This is a genomic window from Streptomyces uncialis, from assembly GCF_036250755.1.
Taxonomy (GTDB): Bacteria; Actinomycetota; Actinomycetes; order Streptomycetales; family Streptomycetaceae; genus Streptomyces; species Streptomyces uncialis.
Genome location: NZ_CP109583.1, coordinates 5,996,935 through 6,013,217, shown reverse-complemented (window position 1 = coordinate 6,013,217; position 16,283 = coordinate 5,996,935). Strand labels below are relative to the sequence as shown.

Here is a 16,283-nt window from a genome sequence, read left to right as displayed (position 1 = left end):
GTGGCGGGAGCCGGGTCAGCAACCGTGGCGGGGGGCCGCCGGGCGCGGGGTCACATCATGTCCTCGATGTCCGCGGCGATCGGGTCCGCGTCCGTGCCGATGACGACCTGGATCGCGGTGCCCATCTTGACCACCCCGTGCGCGCCCGCGGCCTTGAGCGCGGCGTCGTCCACCTTGGACGGGTCGATCACCTCGGTGCGCAGCCGGGTGATGCACCCCTCGACCTCCTCGATGTTCTCGATCCCGCCGAGCCCGGCGACGATCTTCTCAGCCTTGGTGGCCATGGTGTCTCCCTGCGGTCAGTGAGGAACGGGGACGGACGGGGCGGGCGGGGGCACGACGACCTGCCACCGCCATCCGCTTTGTCACGGTAACCCACTGTTGGCCCAACTTCGCGAGCGGTCACTGTGAGCGTGCCGAAGGATGACGATCACGATGTGCCACCCGACCAGGTGGCACACGGCATCCCGGGAGGACGCCCATGAGCGCGGACAGCGCGGCAGCACCCACCCGTACGCGCTGGAACGGACTGTTCCAGGGGTTGCAGAAGATGGGCCGCAGTCTTCAGCTGCCCATCGCCGTACTGCCTGCCGCGGGCATCCTCAACCGCCTCGGCCAGCCGGACGTGTTCGGCGTCGACGGCCTGGGCTGGACGGACATCGCCACGGTCTTCGCCGCGGCCGGCGGCGCCCTGATCGACTCCAATCTGGGTCTGCCCCTGCTGTTCTGCATCGGTGTCGCGATCGGTATGGCCAAGAAGTCCGACGGCTCCACCGCGCTCGCCGCGGTCGCCGGCTTCCTCGTGTACTACGCGGTGCTGCGCGCCTTCCCGGAGGACTGCCCCGAGGAGGCCGACTTCCTCGGGGCCGGGATGTGGAGCGGGCTGTGCGTCGCCGAGGACGGCACCTCCGCACTGGCCGCGTACCAGAATCCCGGGGTGTTCGGCGGCATCGTGATGGGTCTGATCACCGCGTACATCTGGCAGCGGTTCCACCGGACGAAGCTGGTCGACTGGCTCGGCTTCTTCAACGGACGGCGCCTCGTACCGATCATCATGGCTTTCATCGGGCTCGTCTTCGCCGCGCTCTGCGTCTGGATCTGGCCGCCGATCGGTGACGCGCTCACCAGCTTCTCGCAGTGGCTGGTCGACCTCGGCTCCTGGGGTTCGGGCATCTTCGGTGTCGCCAACCGGGCGCTGCTCACCATCGGGCTGCACCAGTTCCTGAACACGTTCGTGTGGTTCCAGTTCGGCGACTACACCAAGCCGGACGGCTCGGTCGTGCACGGTGACATCAACCGGTTCCTGGCGGGCGATCCGACGGCCGGGCAGTTCACCACCGGCTTCTTCCCGATCATGATGTTCGCCCTGCCCGCGGCGGCCCTCGCGATCACGCACTGCGCCCGTCCCGAACGCCGCAAGATCGTCGGCGGGCTGATGCTGTCGGTCGCGCTGACGTCGTTCGTCACCGGGATCACCGAGCCGATCGAGTACTCGTTCCTGTTCATCGCCCCGCTGCTGTACGCGATCCACGCGGTGCTGACCGGTGTCTCCATGGCGGTGACCTGGGCACTGGGCATCAAGGACGGCTTCAGCTTCTCGGCGGGCCTGATCGACTACGTGATCAACTGGAGTCTCGCCACCAAACCCTGGCTGATCATCCTGGTGGGGCTCGGGTTCGGGGTGCTGTACTACGCGATCTTCCGGTTCGCGATCATCAAGTTCGACCTCAAGACCCCCGGGCGCGAACCCGAGGAGGAGTCGGAGGCGGAGGACCGCGAGAACGTGAAGTGACCCCGGTGGGCCGATGACACCGGGCGGTTGATCACGCGAGGCCCCCGCCGGCGGTCCGGCGGGGGCCTCGCGCGTCGTCGCTCAGACCGTGTACGTGCGTCCCGCGACGGCCAGTTCGGCGGGACCGCGGAACACCTCACGGGCGTCCTGGAGGTTGATGTCCGGGTCCGTCCACGGCGGGATGTGGGTGAGCAGCAGCCGGCCGACCCCGGCGCGGCGGGCGACCCCGCCGGCCTCCCGGCCGTTGAGATGCAGATCGGGGATCTCCTCCTTGCCGGCCGTGAACGCGGCCTCGCAGAGGAAGAGATCCGCTCCGGCGGCCAGCTCGTCCAGCTGTACGCACACGCCGGTGTCGCCGGAGTACGTGAGCGTCCGGCCGCCGTGCTCGACGCGGATGCCGTACGCCTCGACGGGGTGCGCGACGCGTTCCGTGCGGACGGTGAACGGGCCGATGTCGAAGGTCGCGGGCTTCACCGTGTGGAAGTCGAAGACCTCGCTCATCGAGGAGGCGGAGGGGGTGTCCGCGTAGGCCGTGGTGAGCCGGTGCTCGGTGCCCTCCGGGCCGTACACCGGCATCGGCGCGCAGCGGCCGCCGTCGTGCCGGTAGTAGCGGGCGACGAAGTATCCGCACATGTCGATGCAGTGGTCCGCGTGCAGATGGCTGAGGAAGATCGCGTCGAGATCGTAGAGACCGCAGTGGCGCTGCAACTCGCCCAGGGCGCCGTTGCCCATGTCGAGGAGCAGCCGGAAGCCGTCGGCCTCGACGAGGTAGCTCGAACAGGCCGAGTCCACGGAGGGAAACGACCCCGAGCAGCCGACGACGGTGAGCTTCATGGAGCTGGAACCTCCGCGCTGACAGGAGACTGGCAGGATGTCCGACCGTCCGGCGGGGCCGGTGTCCCGGCTGAGGGGATCGGGGTTCTTGCGGTCTGTCGAGCGTATGCCGCGGAGGGGTTGGGCGCTCCCCCGTCACTGACCGTTGTGGGCGAACTCACCCGGTCGCCTTCGCTTGGGCTTCCGAGGTCTGTCCGGCTGGACGCGCTTGTCCCTGTGCCGTCACTCGGTGGTTTCGCGCAGTTCCCCGCGGGTCGCCTTCGCTTGCGCTCCCGAGGTCTCTCCGGCTGGACGCGCTTGTCCCTGTGCCGTCACTCGTGGGTTTCGCGCAGTTCCCCGCGCCCCTTTGGGGCGCGTCCGGTCGGTTCTTCAGGTCGGTGCCGGTCGGGATTCTCCGTCCTCGATCCGACGCGCTCGGTACGACGTACCCGTACCCGACTGAAGAGCATCGGAGTCTGCGGGCAGAGATTCCCGCCCACCCCCTTCGGCAGCAGAGCGAGTCCGCGAGGAGGATGGTTCAACCCCGACCCCGGTTGCTGACAGCCCGCACCCTGACGACAGCCCCAGGTAGGCGCCCCTTCAGGGGCGCGGGGAACTGCGCGAAAACGAGGACGGCCCCGCACCCGAAGAGCGACCGCCATGGGGCAGCGCCTCAGGGGCGCGGGGAACTGCGCACCCCCGTCCGACCCGCACCGGGAACAAGTACGCCCAGGGGTGGAACCCCAGGGGCGCGGGGAACTGCGCGAGGACGGCCCGCGCCCGGGGGGCAACAGGTCGGGGCAGCATCCAGGGGCGCGGGGAACTGCGCACCCACCGAGTACCTGTGCTGGAACAAGTACGCCCAGCACAGGAACCCAGAGGCGCAAGCGAAGGCGACCCGCACAGGAAACTCGGAAGCGCTAGCGAAGGCGCTATGCGTTATGCCCAGAGTTGGCCGTGGAGGCGGGCGACGGCCTCTTCCGTGGTGGCGGCCGTGTACACCCCCGTGGAGAGGTACTTCCAGCCCCCGTCGGCGACGACGAACGCGATGTCCGCGCTCTCCCCCGCCTGGAGGGCCTTCCGTCCGACCCCGATCGCGGCATGCAGCGCCGCCCCCGTGGACACCCCCGCGAAGATCCCCTCCTGCTGGAGCAGCTCCCGTGTCCGCGCCACCGCGTCGGCGGAGCCGACGGAGAACCGCGTGGTCAGCACGGACGCGTCGTACAGCTCCGGCACGAACCCCTCGTCGAGGTTCCGCAGCCCGTAGACGAGGTCGTCGTACCGCGGCTCGGCGGCGACGATCCGTACGTCCGGCTTGTGCTCACGCAGATAGCGGCCGACGCCCATGAGCGTCCCCGTGGTCCCGAGCCCGGCGACGAAGTGCGTGATCGACGGCAGGTCGGCGAGGATCTCCGGCCCGGTGGTGGCGTAGTGCGCGCCCGAGTTCCCCGGGTTCCCGTACTGGTAGAGCATCACCCAGTCGGGGTGCTGCTCCGCCAGTTCCTTGGCGATCCGCACCGCCGTGTTGGAACCGCCCGCCGCGGGCGACGGGATGATCTCGGCGCCCCACATGGCGAGCAGGTCCCGCCGCTCCTGCGAGGTGTTCTCGGGCATCACGCACACGATCCGGTAGCCCTTGAGCCGGGCGGCCATCGCGAGGGAGATCCCGGTGTTGCCGGAGGTCGGTTCGAGGATGGTGCAGCCCTCGGTCAGTCGGCCGTCCTTCTCCGCCTGCTCGATCATATGGAGCGCGGGCCGGTCCTTGATCGAGCCGGTCGGGTTGCGGTCCTCCAGCTTCGCCCAGATCCGTACGTCGTCGGAGGGCGACAGGCGCGGCAGCCGGACGAGCGGTGTGTTGCCGACCGCGTCGAGCGGGGAGTCGTACCGCATGCCGGTCAGGCCATCCCGCCGGCCACGGCGGGCAGGATCGTGACGCTGTCGCCGTCGTTGAGCTTGGTGTTGATGCCGTCGAGGAAGCGGACGTCCTCGTCGTTGAGGTAGACGTTCACGAACCGGCGCAGCTCGTCGCCCTTGTCGGCGTCGACGAGCCGGGCGCGGATGCCCGGGTGACGGCTCTCCAGGTCGGCGAAGAGGGCGGCGACGGTGTCCCCGCTGCCCGGGACGGCCTTCGCCCCGTCGGTGTACTGGCGGAGGATGGTCGGGATGCGGACCTCGATGGCCATGGCGGTGGGCTCCTGTCGGATAAGGGTGGGGAAGTGGTCGGTTCGCTGCGTCCGGCGGCGGGGGGTCCGGGGTGGTCCGCGGGTGTCCGCTCGGGCGGGTCCGGGACCCGGCCGGCGGTCCGCCGGCCGCGGGTCGTTCAGCGCCGCACGGCGGCGGGGGTCAGCTCGGACAGATGGCGCTGTCGGACCGGCACAGGTCGACGTGCAGCCGCGCCACGAGCAGCGTGCCCGGCGTCTTCTCGCTCACGTCTTGGGGAACCATGCGGTCATCGTATCGATTCCCGGTACGGCTTCCCGAGAGGCATCCCACATGCCGGACGGTTTTCGACCGGTATACGGGATGGGCGAGAGGGCGGAGGGTCCGGTCAGTACGCGGGGACGACGCTGACCTCCTCCTCCGTAACCACCGCGTCCACGATGCGGAACGAACGGAACTGGAAGGGACCGGCGTCGTCCGCGTCGGCGGTGGAGACGAGCACGTAGTGCGCGCCGGGTTCGTTCGCGTAGGTGATGTCCGTGCGGGAGGGGTGCGCCTCGGTCGCGGTGTGCGAGTGGTAGATGATCACGGGCTCCTCGTCCCGGTCGTCCATCTCGCGGTACAGCTTGAGGAGGTCCCCCGAGTCGAACTCGTAGAACGTGGGCGAGCGGGCGGCGTTGAGCATCGGGATGAACCGCTCCGGCCGCCCGGACCCGGCGGGCCCGGCGACGACCCCGCACGCCTCGTCCGGGTGGTCCGCGCGGGCGTGGTCCACGATCCGGTCGTACAGGTCCTGGGTGATGGTCAGCATGCGCCCAGGATAAGCAGCGGACCCCCGCGTACCAGGGGGCGGTACACGGGGGTCCGGATGCTGGACGGGGCGGCCGCCGGAGCGGGGTCGCGGCCCGGTGGGACGGGCTACTCGCGCCCGGAGTCCACCGGGTCGGCGGGGGCCGTGCCCGGGGCCGGGCCGGTCCGCTTGCGCACATTGAACGCGGCGGCGTCCGGGTCGCGCCGCTTCAGCGCCAGGTACGAGACACCGAGCAGCAGTCCCCAGACCGGGGCGCAGTACAGCGAGATACGGGCGTCCCGGTCGATCGCCATCATGGTGATCACCACACCGATGAACCCGAGGGCGAACCAGCTGGTGAACGGGGCGCCGGGGGCCTTGAACGAGGACTGCGGGAGTTCACCGCGGTCGGCGAGGGCGCGGTAGCGGATCTGGCTGACCAGGATCATGATCCAGGCCCACATACCGGAGATGGTCGCGAAGGACACGACGTAGTTGAACGCCTCGCCGGGCCAGCGGTAGTTGATCCAGACGCCGACGAGCATCAGCGCGGCGGAGAACGTCGTCCCGACGAGCGGGGTGCCGCGGGTGGTGAGCCGGGTGAAGATCCGCGGGCCCTGGCTGTTGAGGGCGAGGTCGCGCAGCATTCGGCCGGTGGAGTACATCCCGGAGTTGCAGGAGGACAGCGCGGCGGTCAGTACGACGAAGTTGACGATCGCGGCGCCCGCGGCGAGGCCCATCTCCTCGAAGGCGGCGACGAACGGGCTGACGCCGGGCTTGAACTCGGTCCACGGCACCACCGAGAGGATCATGATCAGCGCGCCGACGTAGAAGACGGCGATACGCCACGGGACGGTGTTGATGGCCTTGGGGAGGGTCTTCCGGGGGTCCTTGGACTCCCCCGCGGTGACCCCGACGAGTTCCACGGCGAGGAACGCGAACATCACGATCTGAAGGGTCATCAGGGTGCCGCCGATGCCCTTGGGGAAGAACCCGCCCTCGGACCACAGATGGCCGACGGTGGCGGTGTCGCCCGCGTCGGAGAAGCCGAGGGTGAGGATTCCGGCGCAGATCAGGATCATGCCGATGATGGCGGTGACCTTGATCATCGAGAACCAGAACTCCAGTTCACCGAAGAGCTTCACGGAGATCAGGTTCGCGCAGTACAGGATGACGGTGAACACCAGTGCGGACAGCCATTGGGGGATGTCCCACCAGTACGTCATATAGGTCGCGGCGGCGGTGACCTCGGTGATGCCGGTGACCACCCAGAAGAGCCAGTACGTCCAGCCGGTCACGAACCCCGCGAAGGGGCCGACGAACTCCCGCGCGTACTCCGAGAAGGAGCCCGACACGGGGCGGTACATGAGGAGTTCGCCGAGGGCCCGCATGATGAAGAAGATCACGAGGCCCGCGACGGCGTACGCCAGGATGAGACTGGGTCCGGCCTTGGAGATGGCCTTGCCCGCGCCGAGGAAGAGTCCGGTGCCGATGGCGCCGCCGATGGCGATCATCTGGATCTGCCGGGCGCCGAGCGCGCGCTGATACCCCTCCCCGTGGCCGTCCGCCTGGGGTTGCGCGGTCAGGGGAGCGCCGTGATCGCCTGTGCCGTCCTTGCCGACCTGCGTCGAGGTCATAGGTGAAACCTTTCGCCGGTTCAGGGGTGGGGCCCCGTCGGGTGCCGCAGATGTATCACGTGCCCGGCGAAGACCGAATGAGGCGCATGTGATGCAGGTCACGGGAAGAACCGGACGAAATTCCCCTCGCACAGCAAAGGACACGAGGGTGGTGACGCGATCGTTATCCGGATTTGAGCGTCCTCTGAGCGAACACCCGGGGTGTTCCGGGGGAGGGCGGCGGCACCGGCGGGGATCCGACGTGGGCCGGGCGAGGGCCTGGCGCGGACCGGGCGCGGGTCCGCCGGAGGGCCGGGCGCGGGGGCCTCACCCGGACGGCGGCCGTCCGGGTGAGGGGGCGTTGCGGCCCCGGATCACCCGCACGGCGGCGTCCGGGGGCATCCGGCGACGTCCCGTTCAGCGGCCGAGGGCGTCAGGACATCCGGCGGCTGAGAGTGGCACCGGGTCACGAGGTCAGGACGCCCGGCGGCCGAGGACGTCACGGCTCACGGCTCACGGCTCACGGCTCACGGCTCACGGCATCAGTGCGGTGACCAGGGTTTCCTGGAGTCCGCCGAGCCAGAGGTACGCCATCACCATCGGTTTGCGGGGGTCGGTGTCCGGCAGCCGGTAGAGCAGATCCGCGTCGTCCTCGTCGCTGATCTCCAGCCGGGTGCCGATCGCGAGCCGCAGGTCGTTGAGCGCGCCGAGCCAGCGGCGGCCGTCCTCGGCGGTCAGCCTCAGCCCGGCCGTGCCGTCGCCGTCGGGGCTCAGCCCGTCGAGGGTACGGATCAGGGCGAGCGCGTCCTCGCGCTTGCGGGCGCGCAGGTCGTTCTCCGTGAAGCGGCGGAACTCCGAGGAGCGGGCCGTGCGTTCGGCGGCCTCCTGCGCGGAGCCGGAGGACGCGCCGGGTCCCTCGTACGCGTCGGGGAGCAGCCGGCGCAGCACCGGGTCGGCGGGCGGTTCGGTGGGGCCGTCGGTGAAGAGTTCGGCGAGCGGATCGGTGGAGGCGTCGGCCTCCCCGCCGGGGCCCGGTCCGACCAGTTCGAGGAGCTGCACCGCGAGGGAGCGGATGATGGAGATCTCGACCTCGTCGAGCGCTACGGCCGCGCCGCCGCCCGGGATCGGTTCGAAGTGTCCTGGCATGAGGTTGGTCGCTACTTCCGGTCCTGCTGGAGCGTCGCCCACAGCCCGTAGCCGTGCATCGCCTGCACGTCGCGTTCCATCTCCTCGCGGGATCCGCTGGAGACGACGGCGCGGCCCTTGTGATGGACGTCCAGCATCAGTTTCGTGGCCTTGTCCTTGGAGTACCCGAAGTACGCCTGGAAGACGTAGGTCACGTAGCTCATCAGATTGACCGGGTCATTGTGGACAAGCGTGATCCAGGGAACGTCCGGCTCGGGTTCGGCGAACACCTCTTGTGCCGAATCGGGTTTCTCGGTCTCTAGGGGAGCGGGAGCCGTCACACCGCCCATGCTGCCACCCGACGCCCCGCAGCGCATAAACGGGGCCGGTGCGGCGGGGTGGGCGAGGCTCCGCGCGGGCCGCCTCCGGGCCCGCCCCGGCCCCGCTCCGGGATCCCCTGAGGACCCCCTGCGGACCCGCTCGCGAGCCTGCGGAAACAGAAATCGTCAAAGTGACGAGATTGGGGGTAGCATCCTGGTCATGAACACTGCGGACCTAGGGCTGCCGGTGGATGTGCCGTCGACCGCGCTCTTCACGGATCACTACGAACTGACCATGCTCCAGGCCGCGCTCGCCGCGGGCACCGCCGAGCGGCGTTCCGTCTTCGAGGTCTTCACCCGCCGGCTGCCCGAGGGGCGCCGGTACGGGGTCGTCGCGGGCACCGGGCGGGTCCTGGACGCCGTGGAGAACTTCCGTTTCGACGAGCCCGTGATCCGCTTCCTGCGGGAGCGGCGGATCGTGGACGAGCGGACCCTGGCGTGGCTCGCGGACTACCGGTTCACCGGGGACGTGTGGGGCTATCCGGAGGGCGAGGTGTACTTCCCGGGCTCCCCCGTCCTGCGGGTCGAGGGCTCGTTCGCGGAGTGCGTCCTGCTGGAGACGGTGATCCTGTCGATCCTCAACCACGACTCCGCGATCGCCGCCGCCGCGTCCCGGATGGCCTCCGCCGCCGGGGACCGCCCGCTGATCGAGATGGGTGCCCGGCGCACCCATGAGCTGGCGGCCGTGGCGTCCTCCCGGGCCGCGTACATCGGCGGCTTCGCCACCACGTCCGACCTCGCGGCGGGCTTCCGCTACGACATCCCGACCGTCGGTACCTCCGCGCACGCGTTCACCCTGCTCCACGACAGCGAGCGGGACGCCTTCCGCGCGCAGGTGGACTCGCTGGGCGCGGGGACGACGCTGCTGGTCGACACGTACGACGTCGCCGAGGCGGTACGGGCCGCCGTCGACATCGCGGGGCCCGGTCTCGGGGCGGTGCGCATCGACTCCGGCGATCTGCTGCTCGTCGCCCACCGGGTGCGCCAGCAGCTGGACGAGCTGGGGGCCACGGGCACCCGGATCGTGGTGACCTCCGACCTGGACGAGTACGCCATCGCCTCGCTCGCGGCGGCGCCCGTCGACGCGTACGGGGTGGGCACCCAGCTCGTCACCGGCTCCGGACACCCCACGTGTTCGATGGTCTACAAACTGGTGGCACGTGCCACCAGCGCCGATCCCGCCGAGCCGCTGGTACCGGTCGCCAAGCGGTCGACCGGCGGGAAGACCTCCATCGGGGGCCGCAAGTGGGCCGCGCGGCGCAAGGACGGGCAGGGCGTCGCGGAGGCCGAGGTGATCGGTACGGGACCGGTGCCCGCCGCGCTGGCCGGCGAACAGCTGCTCGTGGAGCTGATCAAGGGCGGTTCGGTGCTCTCCCGGGAGTCCCTGGACGTGGTCCGGGACCGGCACGCGGCGGCCCGCGCGGGGCTGCCCCTGTCCGCCACCCAGCTGTCGCGCGGGGACGCCGTGATCCCCACCGAGTACCTCTGAGGTGCGGCCGGCCGGGCCCGGCGGGGTTCGGCCGGTGCCACCGGGGTACGTGCGCAGGCATGGACCACGTGTGACAAGGCAGGTGACACCTCTCCCGGGACCGCCCGGCGGCCCCCGCGTCCGGCCGCCCGGCCGGAACCGTTCCGCCCCGCCCCATCCCACCTGACAAGGACCCCGACATGCGCCGCGCACTCATCGTCGTCGATGTGCAGAACGACTTCTGCGAAGGCGGCAGCCTCGCCGTCACCGGAGGCGCCGATGTGGCCGCCGGTGTCACGGAACTGATCGGCCAGGCGCCCGCCGGTTACCGCCATGTGGTGGCGACCCGTGACAGCCATGTCGACCCCGGTGACCACTTCTCCGACCACCCCGACTACGAGACCTCGTGGCCCGTGCACTGTGTCGCGGGGACCGAGGGCGTCGGCTTCCACCCGAACTTCGCCCCGGCGGTCGCCTCCGGCGCGGTGGAGGCCGTGTTCGACAAGGGCGCGTACGCCGCCGCGTACAGCGGCTTCGAGGGCGCCGACGAGAACGGCGTCACCCTCGCGCAGTGGCTGCGCGCGCGGGACGTCACCGAGGTGGACGTCGTCGGGATCGCCACGGACCACTGTGTGCGGGCCACGGCCCTGGACGCGGTCCGCGAGGGCTTCCGCACCCACGTCCTGCTGGACCTCACGGCGGGCGTCTCGGCCACCCGCACCGACCACACCCTCACGGAACTCCGCGAAGCGGGCGTGCACCTCACCGGCAAACCGGTCGTGTCCTGACCTGGCCGAGTCCTGCTCCGGCGGCCAATGGCTCGGCCTCTACGTCTCGGTGTACGGCTCACGCAGTGCCCGGGGTTCCAGCACTCCCCTGACCGCGTCCTCGGGGACGCCGGCACCGACGACGTAGTAACGGCCCTGGGCCTCACCCCGGGGCGCCAGCCAGTCCGCCCGGACCAGTTCGCGGAGGTCGCGCAGGGCCTGCTGCGTGCTGAGTCCGGCGTCGGCCTGGTAGGTCGCCCGGCGCACCCGGTTGCCCATCACCGCCGGGTAGAGGGCGTACAGGGTGCGGTCGGCCCAGCCCTGGCGCTCCACCGCCTCCTCCAGCACGGACCAGACCGTGCGGGTGGTCTCCACCTGGCGCTCCACCGCCTGCGCCTGCTGGTGGTGGGCCCGCAGACAGAACCGGAGCCATGGCCTGGTGTCCCGGCCGGGCGTCCACACCGGGCCGCCGACCTCGGCGAGGACGTCGTAGTAGCGGTAGGTGTTACGGGCCCGTCCCAGCCACTCCTCGATGCTGGAGAACTCCGGCGCGACGATGCCCTCCCGGGCCAGCACCAGGGTCTGGAGGGCACGGGACATCCGGCCGTTGCCATCGGCCCAAGGATGGATCGCCACGAGGTTCAGATGGGCCATCGCGGCCCGGACGAGGACCGGGGCGTCCGGATCGCCCTCGTTGAGCCAGTCCACCAGCTCACCGGTGAGTTCCGGCAGCCGCTCGGCGTCCGGCGCGGTGTACGCGGCGATCGTGGGGTCGTCCGGCGAGGTCACATGGACGGGCCCGCTCCGCCACCAGCCGGGCCGCTTCAGCGGATGATGCCCCTGCATCATGAAGTGCAGGGCGTTCAGCAGCCCTTTGCCGTACGCGAAGTCCGGGCCCGCGTCGGCGAGCCGCTGGATGTACGTCATCGACTGCCGGTATCCCTCGATCTCGGCGGTGACCGTCCCACTCGCCTCGATCGGTGCCTCGTCGAGCATGATGTCCTCGACATCGGCGACACTCGCCGCATAACCCTCGATGGTGTTCGAGCCCGCAATGGCACGCGCGGTCAGATTGCGGCGGAGCTGCCCCTCCCACCTGCGCGGGGTACGCAGCTGGAGCCTCAGCCGCTCCCTCATCCCGTCGATCTCCGCGAGCACATGACGATCACGGTCGTCCAGGTCAGGCAGTCCATACAGCATGACTACATGACACCATCATCCTGTCATCAACGCAAAGACACTCGGGCACCCCTACCCCACCCCGGCGCGGCGGGGGTGCCCGCGGTCGGTCAGCCCGAGGTGTCGCGTACCGCTGTTTCGATGAAGTCGGTGATCTCGGTGGGGCGGGAGGCGAGGGACGCGTGGCTCGCGGGGAGTTCGAGGGTGTCGCGGGGGGACATCCGGGCCGCCATCTTGCGTTCGTTCTCCGGGTTGATCATCCGGTCGTCCGTGGAGATCTGGTACCAGGTGGGCTTCTTCGCCCAGGCGGGGGCCGTGATGTTGTCGCCGAAGGTGCTGGCCAGCGGGGCCTTCTGGGTGACGGCCAGGACGTACGCCTCGTCCTCGGGGAGGTCCTGGCAGAAGCTCTCGCGGTACTTGTCCTGCTTGACCCAGAGGTAGCCGTCCGAGTCGGGGGCGATGTTCTCGAAGGCGGCCGGCGGGAGCTCCTGGCTGATCCCGCCGGGGCTCTCGCCCGCGTCGGGGGCGAACGCCGCGACGTAGACCAGGCCGGTCACATTGGGCAGGTCGCCCATCTCCGTGATCACCGCGCCGCCGTACGAGTGGCCCACCAGGAGCACGGGGCCGTCGATCTGCTTGACCATCTTGCGGGTGCGCTCGGCGTCCTCCGCGAGGGAGGTGAGCGGGTTCTCGACGGCGTGCAGGGAGCGGTAGTCGCGGCGCTTCAGTTCCAGGATGACCTTGCTCCAGTGGGCGGCGCCGCCCCAGAAGCCGTGGACGAGAACGATCGCGGGCTTGTCGGCCATGTCTGCGTGCCTTTCGGAAGGTGGTCCTGGCGGCCCCCCTGGACACCGTAGGACCGCCTCCCGGGGCCCGCCACCGCTGGCCGGAGCCCTTCGCGCACCGCTGGGGTCAGGCCGCCGGGGTCCGGCGCAGCAGGCTGCGGATCGGGTGCCAGAGTTCCGCCGCGTCGTCGGGCGCGGTGCGCCAGACGAGGCCGTCCGGGTGGTGCAGGACCGCCGTGATCTCGTCCGGGGTGGGCGGCTGGACGTTTCCGCGCAGATAGACCGAGCGCAGTCCGAGGTTGCGCAGCCGGGTCAGGGCGCGCGCCCGGTTCGCGGCGACGACCAGGACCCGTACCCGGGCCGGGCCGTCGGCCGGGGTGGCCGGGACGGGACCGTGGACGCCCGGCGCGGGCCCCGGGTCGGCGGGGCTCGGCAGATTCAGGGCGACGACGACCTTCCCGTTCGGCAGTTTGCAGAACCCTCCTGCGGTCATTCCGTCACACCCCCGTGAGACTTCGTGTCAATAAGGACCGTACGGACGCACCTAAGCACGAGCGGCCGCCACCCCGCTAGGGGGTAGCGGCCGATCATGACCTGACCTGCGAGAACGCTGTTCAGCGGGTGGAGCGACCCACCTCGACGGTGATCGTCGAGCCGTCCCTGGGCTGCTTGACGATCTTGATGCGGGTGTTGGTGTCAGTGACCTTCACACTCGCGGTCGGGTTGGCCGCGTCCCAGTAGGTGCCCTTGCGGTCGTCGAAGACCGGGACACCGGCGTGCGACCTGATCCGCAGCGGGACGTCCGCGCTGTGGAGCGTGAAGTCCTCCGAGCGGTACTTGCTGAAGGTCGAGTCGAACGCCTGGATGCGGTTGCGGGCGGTGCTGCCGTTGGTCCACTTCAGCGGCGCCGGGCTGGCGTCGATCGGGAGGATCAGGCCGCTGCCGTGGTGGCGGCTGGTGTTGTTGTCCTTCTGGGAGGTGTCCCAGAGCCAGACCAGCAGCCCCTTCTGGTAGCTGTAGTGCTCGACCCAGTCCGGACGGGTCGTCGAGAAGCCGAAGTTGTACGGGCCGACCTCAAGGGTCTTGTCGTACGACACGTACTGCCGGTTCTCGGCGATGTAGTACTGCTCGTACTGGTTGGTGAAGGACTCACCGATCCGGGAGAAGCCCTTGGTCGCCCAGCCGGCCGTCTCCGTCTCGGCGTTGTCGGTGAACACCGGGGCGCCGTCGGCGGTGACCGTGATCGCGTCACCGGCGAAGCCGAGTCCGCCGGTGCCGCCGTCGGTGGCGTAGCGGAAGCGCAGCCCGATCTGGCGGCCCGCGTACGCGTCCAGCGGGTAGACCAGCTTCTTGTGGGCGCCGGAGACACCGCTCAGCCCGGGGCGGTCGGCGCCGTCACGGGCGAGGGGGCCGCCGTCGGCGGTGCCTTCCAGGGCGGTCCAGTTGGCGCCGCCGTCCGTGGTGACCTCGGCGTAGAGGTAGTCGTAGTTCTCCTCGATGTCCCACCAGCCCTGGAGGGACAGTTCGGCCGAGGTGCGGCCGGTGAGGTCGACGTTCCGGGTCAGGGTGTTCTGGAGGTCGTCGCCCTGGCCGCTCCACCACTGCCGGGTGCCCTCGGCGGGCTTCACGACATTCGTGGTGACGGGCTTCTGCGGCAGCTGGACGATCAGCGCCTGCGGGTTCTTCGTGTTGTACGCGGAGACCCCGAGCTTGTGCGTCGAACGGGTCGCCGCGCGGGCCAGGTCGTAGTCGAGCCAGCCCAGCTGGAGCTTGTCCCAGGCGGTCATGTCACCGGGCAGGTCACCGATGGAGTCCTTGCCGCGGCCGAGCCAGGAACCGCTGGACATCAGCGACCAGAAGCCGGTGGAGTTCTCACCGCCGCCGGAGGTGTCGTAGAGGTCGGGGAGCCCGAGGTCGTGACCGTACTCATGGGCGAAGACACCGAGGCCGCCGTTCTCCGGCTGCATGGTGTAGTCGCCCACCCATATACCGGTGTCACCGATCTGGGTGCCGCCCGCGCGGTTGTTCGCGGGGCCGTTGCGCCCGGCGTCGCTCCCGTACGCGTACCAGCGGTGCGCCCACAGGGCGTTGGGGCCCTCGGCGCCGCCGCCCGCGGACTCGTCCTCGCCCGCGTGGACGATCTGGAAGTGGTCGATGTAGCCGTCGGCCTCGTTGAAGTTGCCGTCCTGGTCGAAGTCGTAACGGTCCCAGGAGTCGTACGGGGCGAGGCCCGCCTTGATCTGCGCGTCGGTGCGGCCGGCGGCCTTCTGGTCGCGGACCCACGCGGTCACGCCGTCGCGGACCGTGTCCCAGACGTTGACGCAGTTGGACGAGCCGCAGTAGTTGGAGCCGTACCGGGCCTCGTTGTAGTCGACCTTGACCCAGTCGGAGACCTCGCCCTCGACCGAGTAGCGCCCGGAGGACGCCTTCTCGTAGTAGGTCTTGAGGGACTCCTTCTTCTGGCCGAACTGGTCCCGGCCGGTCCCGAAGTAGAGGTCCTCGAAGTGCTTGCGGTCGTAATCGGCCTGCCAGGCGGTCGAGTTGTCCTTGGCGCGGTCCGGCTTCGCGATCTTGTTGTGCGCCGGGCCGGGGGTGCCGCCGTACTTCGTCACGGGCGGCTTCGGCCCGTCGGGGCCGTCCGGGTCGTGCTGGGTGGTGCTGTCGACCTTGTCGCCGAACTCCACCAGGATCGTGAAGATCTTGTCGGTCTTCTCCCGGCCGAGCTCCACGTACTTCCGGTCGTCGAGCTTGACGACCTTCGAGGCGCCGCGCTGCTGCACGGTCGCCTCACCCGCGAGGACCTGCTCCAGGGCGGACTCGCGCTGTGCGGCGCGCGCTTCACTGAAGGGGCCTTCCAGGTCGTGGTCGACGTGCTCCTTGGCCGGGGCCGGGTCGTGCCGGTCGACGGCCGGGGCCGGCGCGGCCACGGGGTCCGGAGCGGCCAGGGCGGGGCCCGCGAACGCGGCGGTGGCCGCGGCGAACGCCGCGACCACCGCGGTCGCCCTGGTCGTCCGTTGTCTTCTGCTCACGTGAAGGTGTCCTCCCCTGCGCGCCGCGTCCCACGGCCATTGGGGGGTTTCCCGAACTCAGGAGGGGCCGCTCGCGGCATGCGCGTCACAAGTGCCGTCATTCGATCGGAGTTGAGGAAGAAAAGACAGACCTTGATTTGGACACCTCAAAGTACTATGCAGGGTCCGGGGTCCGATAACCGGACACCCCGTACGGACCGGGACCCCAGGTGACCCGGGACCGACCGGCGCGTCGGCCGTCCACTGGATGGAATCGGTGAATCCGTGCGCCCCCCGTGCACCGGGACCGTGGGCGACGTCACGCTTACCGGATGGACCAAAGGGGCATGCACGCGGTGGAGTTGCCTCATGGCGTGCCCGCGCACCGCGTGATCGCGCG

Annotated in this window: 16 protein-coding genes; 3 read left to right on the top strand and 13 right to left on the bottom strand. The window is 70.1% G+C overall.

What is annotated here, in order from left to right:
• Nucleotides 1-50 precede the first annotated feature (50 nt).
• The gene (locus tag OG711_RS25075; protein ID WP_073793892.1) at nt 51-284 is read right to left on the bottom strand and encodes a glucose PTS transporter subunit EIIB; all 234 of its coding nucleotides are present in this window, start codon (nt 282-284) and stop codon (nt 51-53) included.
• Nucleotides 285-481: 197 nt separating this feature from the next.
• Here OG711_RS25075 and OG711_RS25070 point away from each other — a divergent pair, with 197 nt between their 5' ends.
• A complete protein-coding gene (locus OG711_RS25070; protein WP_266516011.1) occupies nt 482-1,792 on the top strand; it encodes a PTS transporter subunit EIIC in 1,311 nt (436 codons plus the stop codon).
• Between the two features lie 81 nt (nt 1,793-1,873).
• Here the strand turns inward: OG711_RS25070 and OG711_RS25065 are convergent, their stop codons facing one another.
• From OG711_RS25065 to clpS, 8 genes are all read right to left on the bottom strand, one after another.
• Nucleotides 1,874-2,626 (bottom strand): MBL fold metallo-hydrolase, encoded by a 753-nt coding sequence (locus tag OG711_RS25065; RefSeq protein WP_073793894.1) that lies wholly within the window; start codon nt 2,624-2,626, stop codon nt 1,874-1,876.
• A 918-nt stretch (nt 2,627-3,544) separates the two neighbouring features.
• The gene (locus OG711_RS25060) at nt 3,545-4,495 is read right to left on the bottom strand and encodes a PLP-dependent cysteine synthase family protein (RefSeq protein ID WP_099283342.1); all 951 of its coding nucleotides are present in this window, start codon (nt 4,493-4,495) and stop codon (nt 3,545-3,547) included.
• 5 nt (nt 4,496-4,500) lie between these two features.
• Nucleotides 4,501-4,788 (bottom strand): MoaD/ThiS family protein, encoded by a 288-nt coding sequence (locus OG711_RS25055; protein ID WP_073793896.1) that lies wholly within the window; start codon nt 4,786-4,788, stop codon nt 4,501-4,503.
• A gap of 160 nt (nt 4,789-4,948) precedes the next feature.
• Nucleotides 4,949-5,050: a putative leader peptide gene (locus tag OG711_RS25050; protein WP_323181495.1), complete on the bottom strand. Its 102-nt coding sequence runs from the start codon at nt 5,048-5,050 to the stop codon at nt 4,949-4,951.
• Nucleotides 5,051-5,153: 103 nt separating this feature from the next.
• Nucleotides 5,154-5,576, bottom strand: a complete 423-nt coding sequence (locus OG711_RS25045) for a Mov34/MPN/PAD-1 family protein (RefSeq protein ID WP_073793898.1) — start codon at nt 5,574-5,576, stop codon at nt 5,154-5,156.
• Between the two features lie 107 nt (nt 5,577-5,683).
• Nucleotides 5,684-7,192 carry an amino acid permease gene (locus OG711_RS25040; RefSeq protein WP_099283344.1) on the bottom strand — a complete coding sequence of 503 codons (1,509 nt, stop codon included), beginning with the start codon at nt 7,190-7,192 and terminating at the stop codon, nt 5,684-5,686.
• 513 nt (nt 7,193-7,705) lie between these two features.
• Complete coding sequence (locus OG711_RS25035) at nt 7,706-8,317, bottom strand: DUF2017 domain-containing protein (RefSeq protein ID WP_073793903.1); 612 nt, start codon at nt 8,315-8,317, stop codon at nt 7,706-7,708.
• 11 nt (nt 8,318-8,328) lie between these two features.
• Nucleotides 8,329-8,646 carry an ATP-dependent Clp protease adapter ClpS gene (gene clpS / locus OG711_RS25030; RefSeq protein WP_073793906.1) on the bottom strand — a complete coding sequence of 106 codons (318 nt, stop codon included), beginning with the start codon at nt 8,644-8,646 and terminating at the stop codon, nt 8,329-8,331.
• A gap of 190 nt (nt 8,647-8,836) precedes the next feature.
• Between clpS and OG711_RS25025 the strand changes: the two genes are divergently transcribed.
• Complete coding sequence (locus OG711_RS25025; protein ID WP_329560566.1) at nt 8,837-10,165, top strand: nicotinate phosphoribosyltransferase; 1,329 nt, start codon at nt 8,837-8,839, stop codon at nt 10,163-10,165.
• Between the two features lie 179 nt (nt 10,166-10,344).
• Nucleotides 10,345-10,932, top strand: coding sequence for an isochorismatase family protein (locus OG711_RS25020; protein ID WP_073793912.1), 588 nt, complete (start codon nt 10,345-10,347; stop codon nt 10,930-10,932).
• A 39-nt stretch (nt 10,933-10,971) separates the two neighbouring features.
• Here the strand turns inward: OG711_RS25020 and OG711_RS25015 are convergent, their stop codons facing one another.
• The 4 genes from OG711_RS25015 to OG711_RS25000 form a co-directional block, all read right to left on the bottom strand.
• Nucleotides 10,972-12,111 (bottom strand): Fic family protein, encoded by a 1,140-nt coding sequence (locus OG711_RS25015; protein ID WP_329560564.1) that lies wholly within the window; start codon nt 12,109-12,111, stop codon nt 10,972-10,974.
• 89 nt (nt 12,112-12,200) lie between these two features.
• The gene (locus OG711_RS25010) at nt 12,201-12,896 is read right to left on the bottom strand and encodes an alpha/beta hydrolase (RefSeq protein ID WP_073793918.1); all 696 of its coding nucleotides are present in this window, start codon (nt 12,894-12,896) and stop codon (nt 12,201-12,203) included.
• Nucleotides 12,897-13,002: 106 nt separating this feature from the next.
• A complete protein-coding gene (locus tag OG711_RS25005; protein ID WP_073793921.1) occupies nt 13,003-13,368 on the bottom strand; it encodes a hypothetical protein in 366 nt (121 codons plus the stop codon).
• A 121-nt stretch (nt 13,369-13,489) separates the two neighbouring features.
• Entirely contained in the window at nt 13,490-15,904 is a 2,415-nt protein-coding gene (locus tag OG711_RS25000; protein ID WP_266516030.1) for an immune inhibitor A domain-containing protein, read from the bottom strand.
• Nucleotides 15,905-16,283 lie beyond the last annotated feature (379 nt).

What these genes read in the sequence shown, in the direction of transcription:
- OG711_RS25075 (WP_073793892.1), bottom strand. Translation starts at nt 284, where the DNA reads ATGGCCACCAAGGCTGAGAAGATCGTCGCCGGGCTCGGCGGGATCGAG.
- OG711_RS25070 (WP_266516011.1), top strand. Translation starts at nt 482, where the DNA reads ATGAGCGCGGACAGCGCGGCAGCACCCACCCGTACGCGCTGGAACGGA.
- OG711_RS25065 (WP_073793894.1), bottom strand. Translation starts at nt 2,626, where the DNA reads ATGAAGCTCACCGTCGTCGGCTGCTCGGGGTCGTTTCCCTCCGTGGAC.
- OG711_RS25060 (WP_099283342.1), bottom strand. Translation starts at nt 4,495, where the DNA reads ATGCGGTACGACTCCCCGCTCGACGCGGTCGGCAACACACCGCTCGTC.
- OG711_RS25055 (WP_073793896.1), bottom strand. Translation starts at nt 4,788, where the DNA reads ATGGCCATCGAGGTCCGCATCCCGACCATCCTCCGCCAGTACACCGAC.
- OG711_RS25050 (WP_323181495.1), bottom strand. Translation starts at nt 5,050, where the DNA reads ATGGTTCCCCAAGACGTGAGCGAGAAGACGCCGGGCACGCTGCTCGTG.
- OG711_RS25045 (WP_073793898.1), bottom strand. Translation starts at nt 5,576, where the DNA reads ATGCTGACCATCACCCAGGACCTGTACGACCGGATCGTGGACCACGCC.
- OG711_RS25040 (WP_099283344.1), bottom strand. Translation starts at nt 7,192, where the DNA reads ATGACCTCGACGCAGGTCGGCAAGGACGGCACAGGCGATCACGGCGCT.
- OG711_RS25035 (WP_073793903.1), bottom strand. Translation starts at nt 8,317, where the DNA reads ATGCCAGGACACTTCGAACCGATCCCGGGCGGCGGCGCGGCCGTAGCG.
- clpS (WP_073793906.1), bottom strand. Translation starts at nt 8,646, where the DNA reads ATGGGCGGTGTGACGGCTCCCGCTCCCCTAGAGACCGAGAAACCCGAT.
- OG711_RS25025 (WP_329560566.1), top strand. Translation starts at nt 8,837, where the DNA reads ATGAACACTGCGGACCTAGGGCTGCCGGTGGATGTGCCGTCGACCGCG.
- OG711_RS25020 (WP_073793912.1), top strand. Translation starts at nt 10,345, where the DNA reads ATGCGCCGCGCACTCATCGTCGTCGATGTGCAGAACGACTTCTGCGAA.
- OG711_RS25015 (WP_329560564.1), bottom strand. Translation starts at nt 12,111, where the DNA reads ATGCTGTATGGACTGCCTGACCTGGACGACCGTGATCGTCATGTGCTC.
- OG711_RS25010 (WP_073793918.1), bottom strand. Translation starts at nt 12,896, where the DNA reads ATGGCCGACAAGCCCGCGATCGTTCTCGTCCACGGCTTCTGGGGCGGC.
- OG711_RS25005 (WP_073793921.1), bottom strand. Translation starts at nt 13,368, where the DNA reads ATGACCGCAGGAGGGTTCTGCAAACTGCCGAACGGGAAGGTCGTCGTC.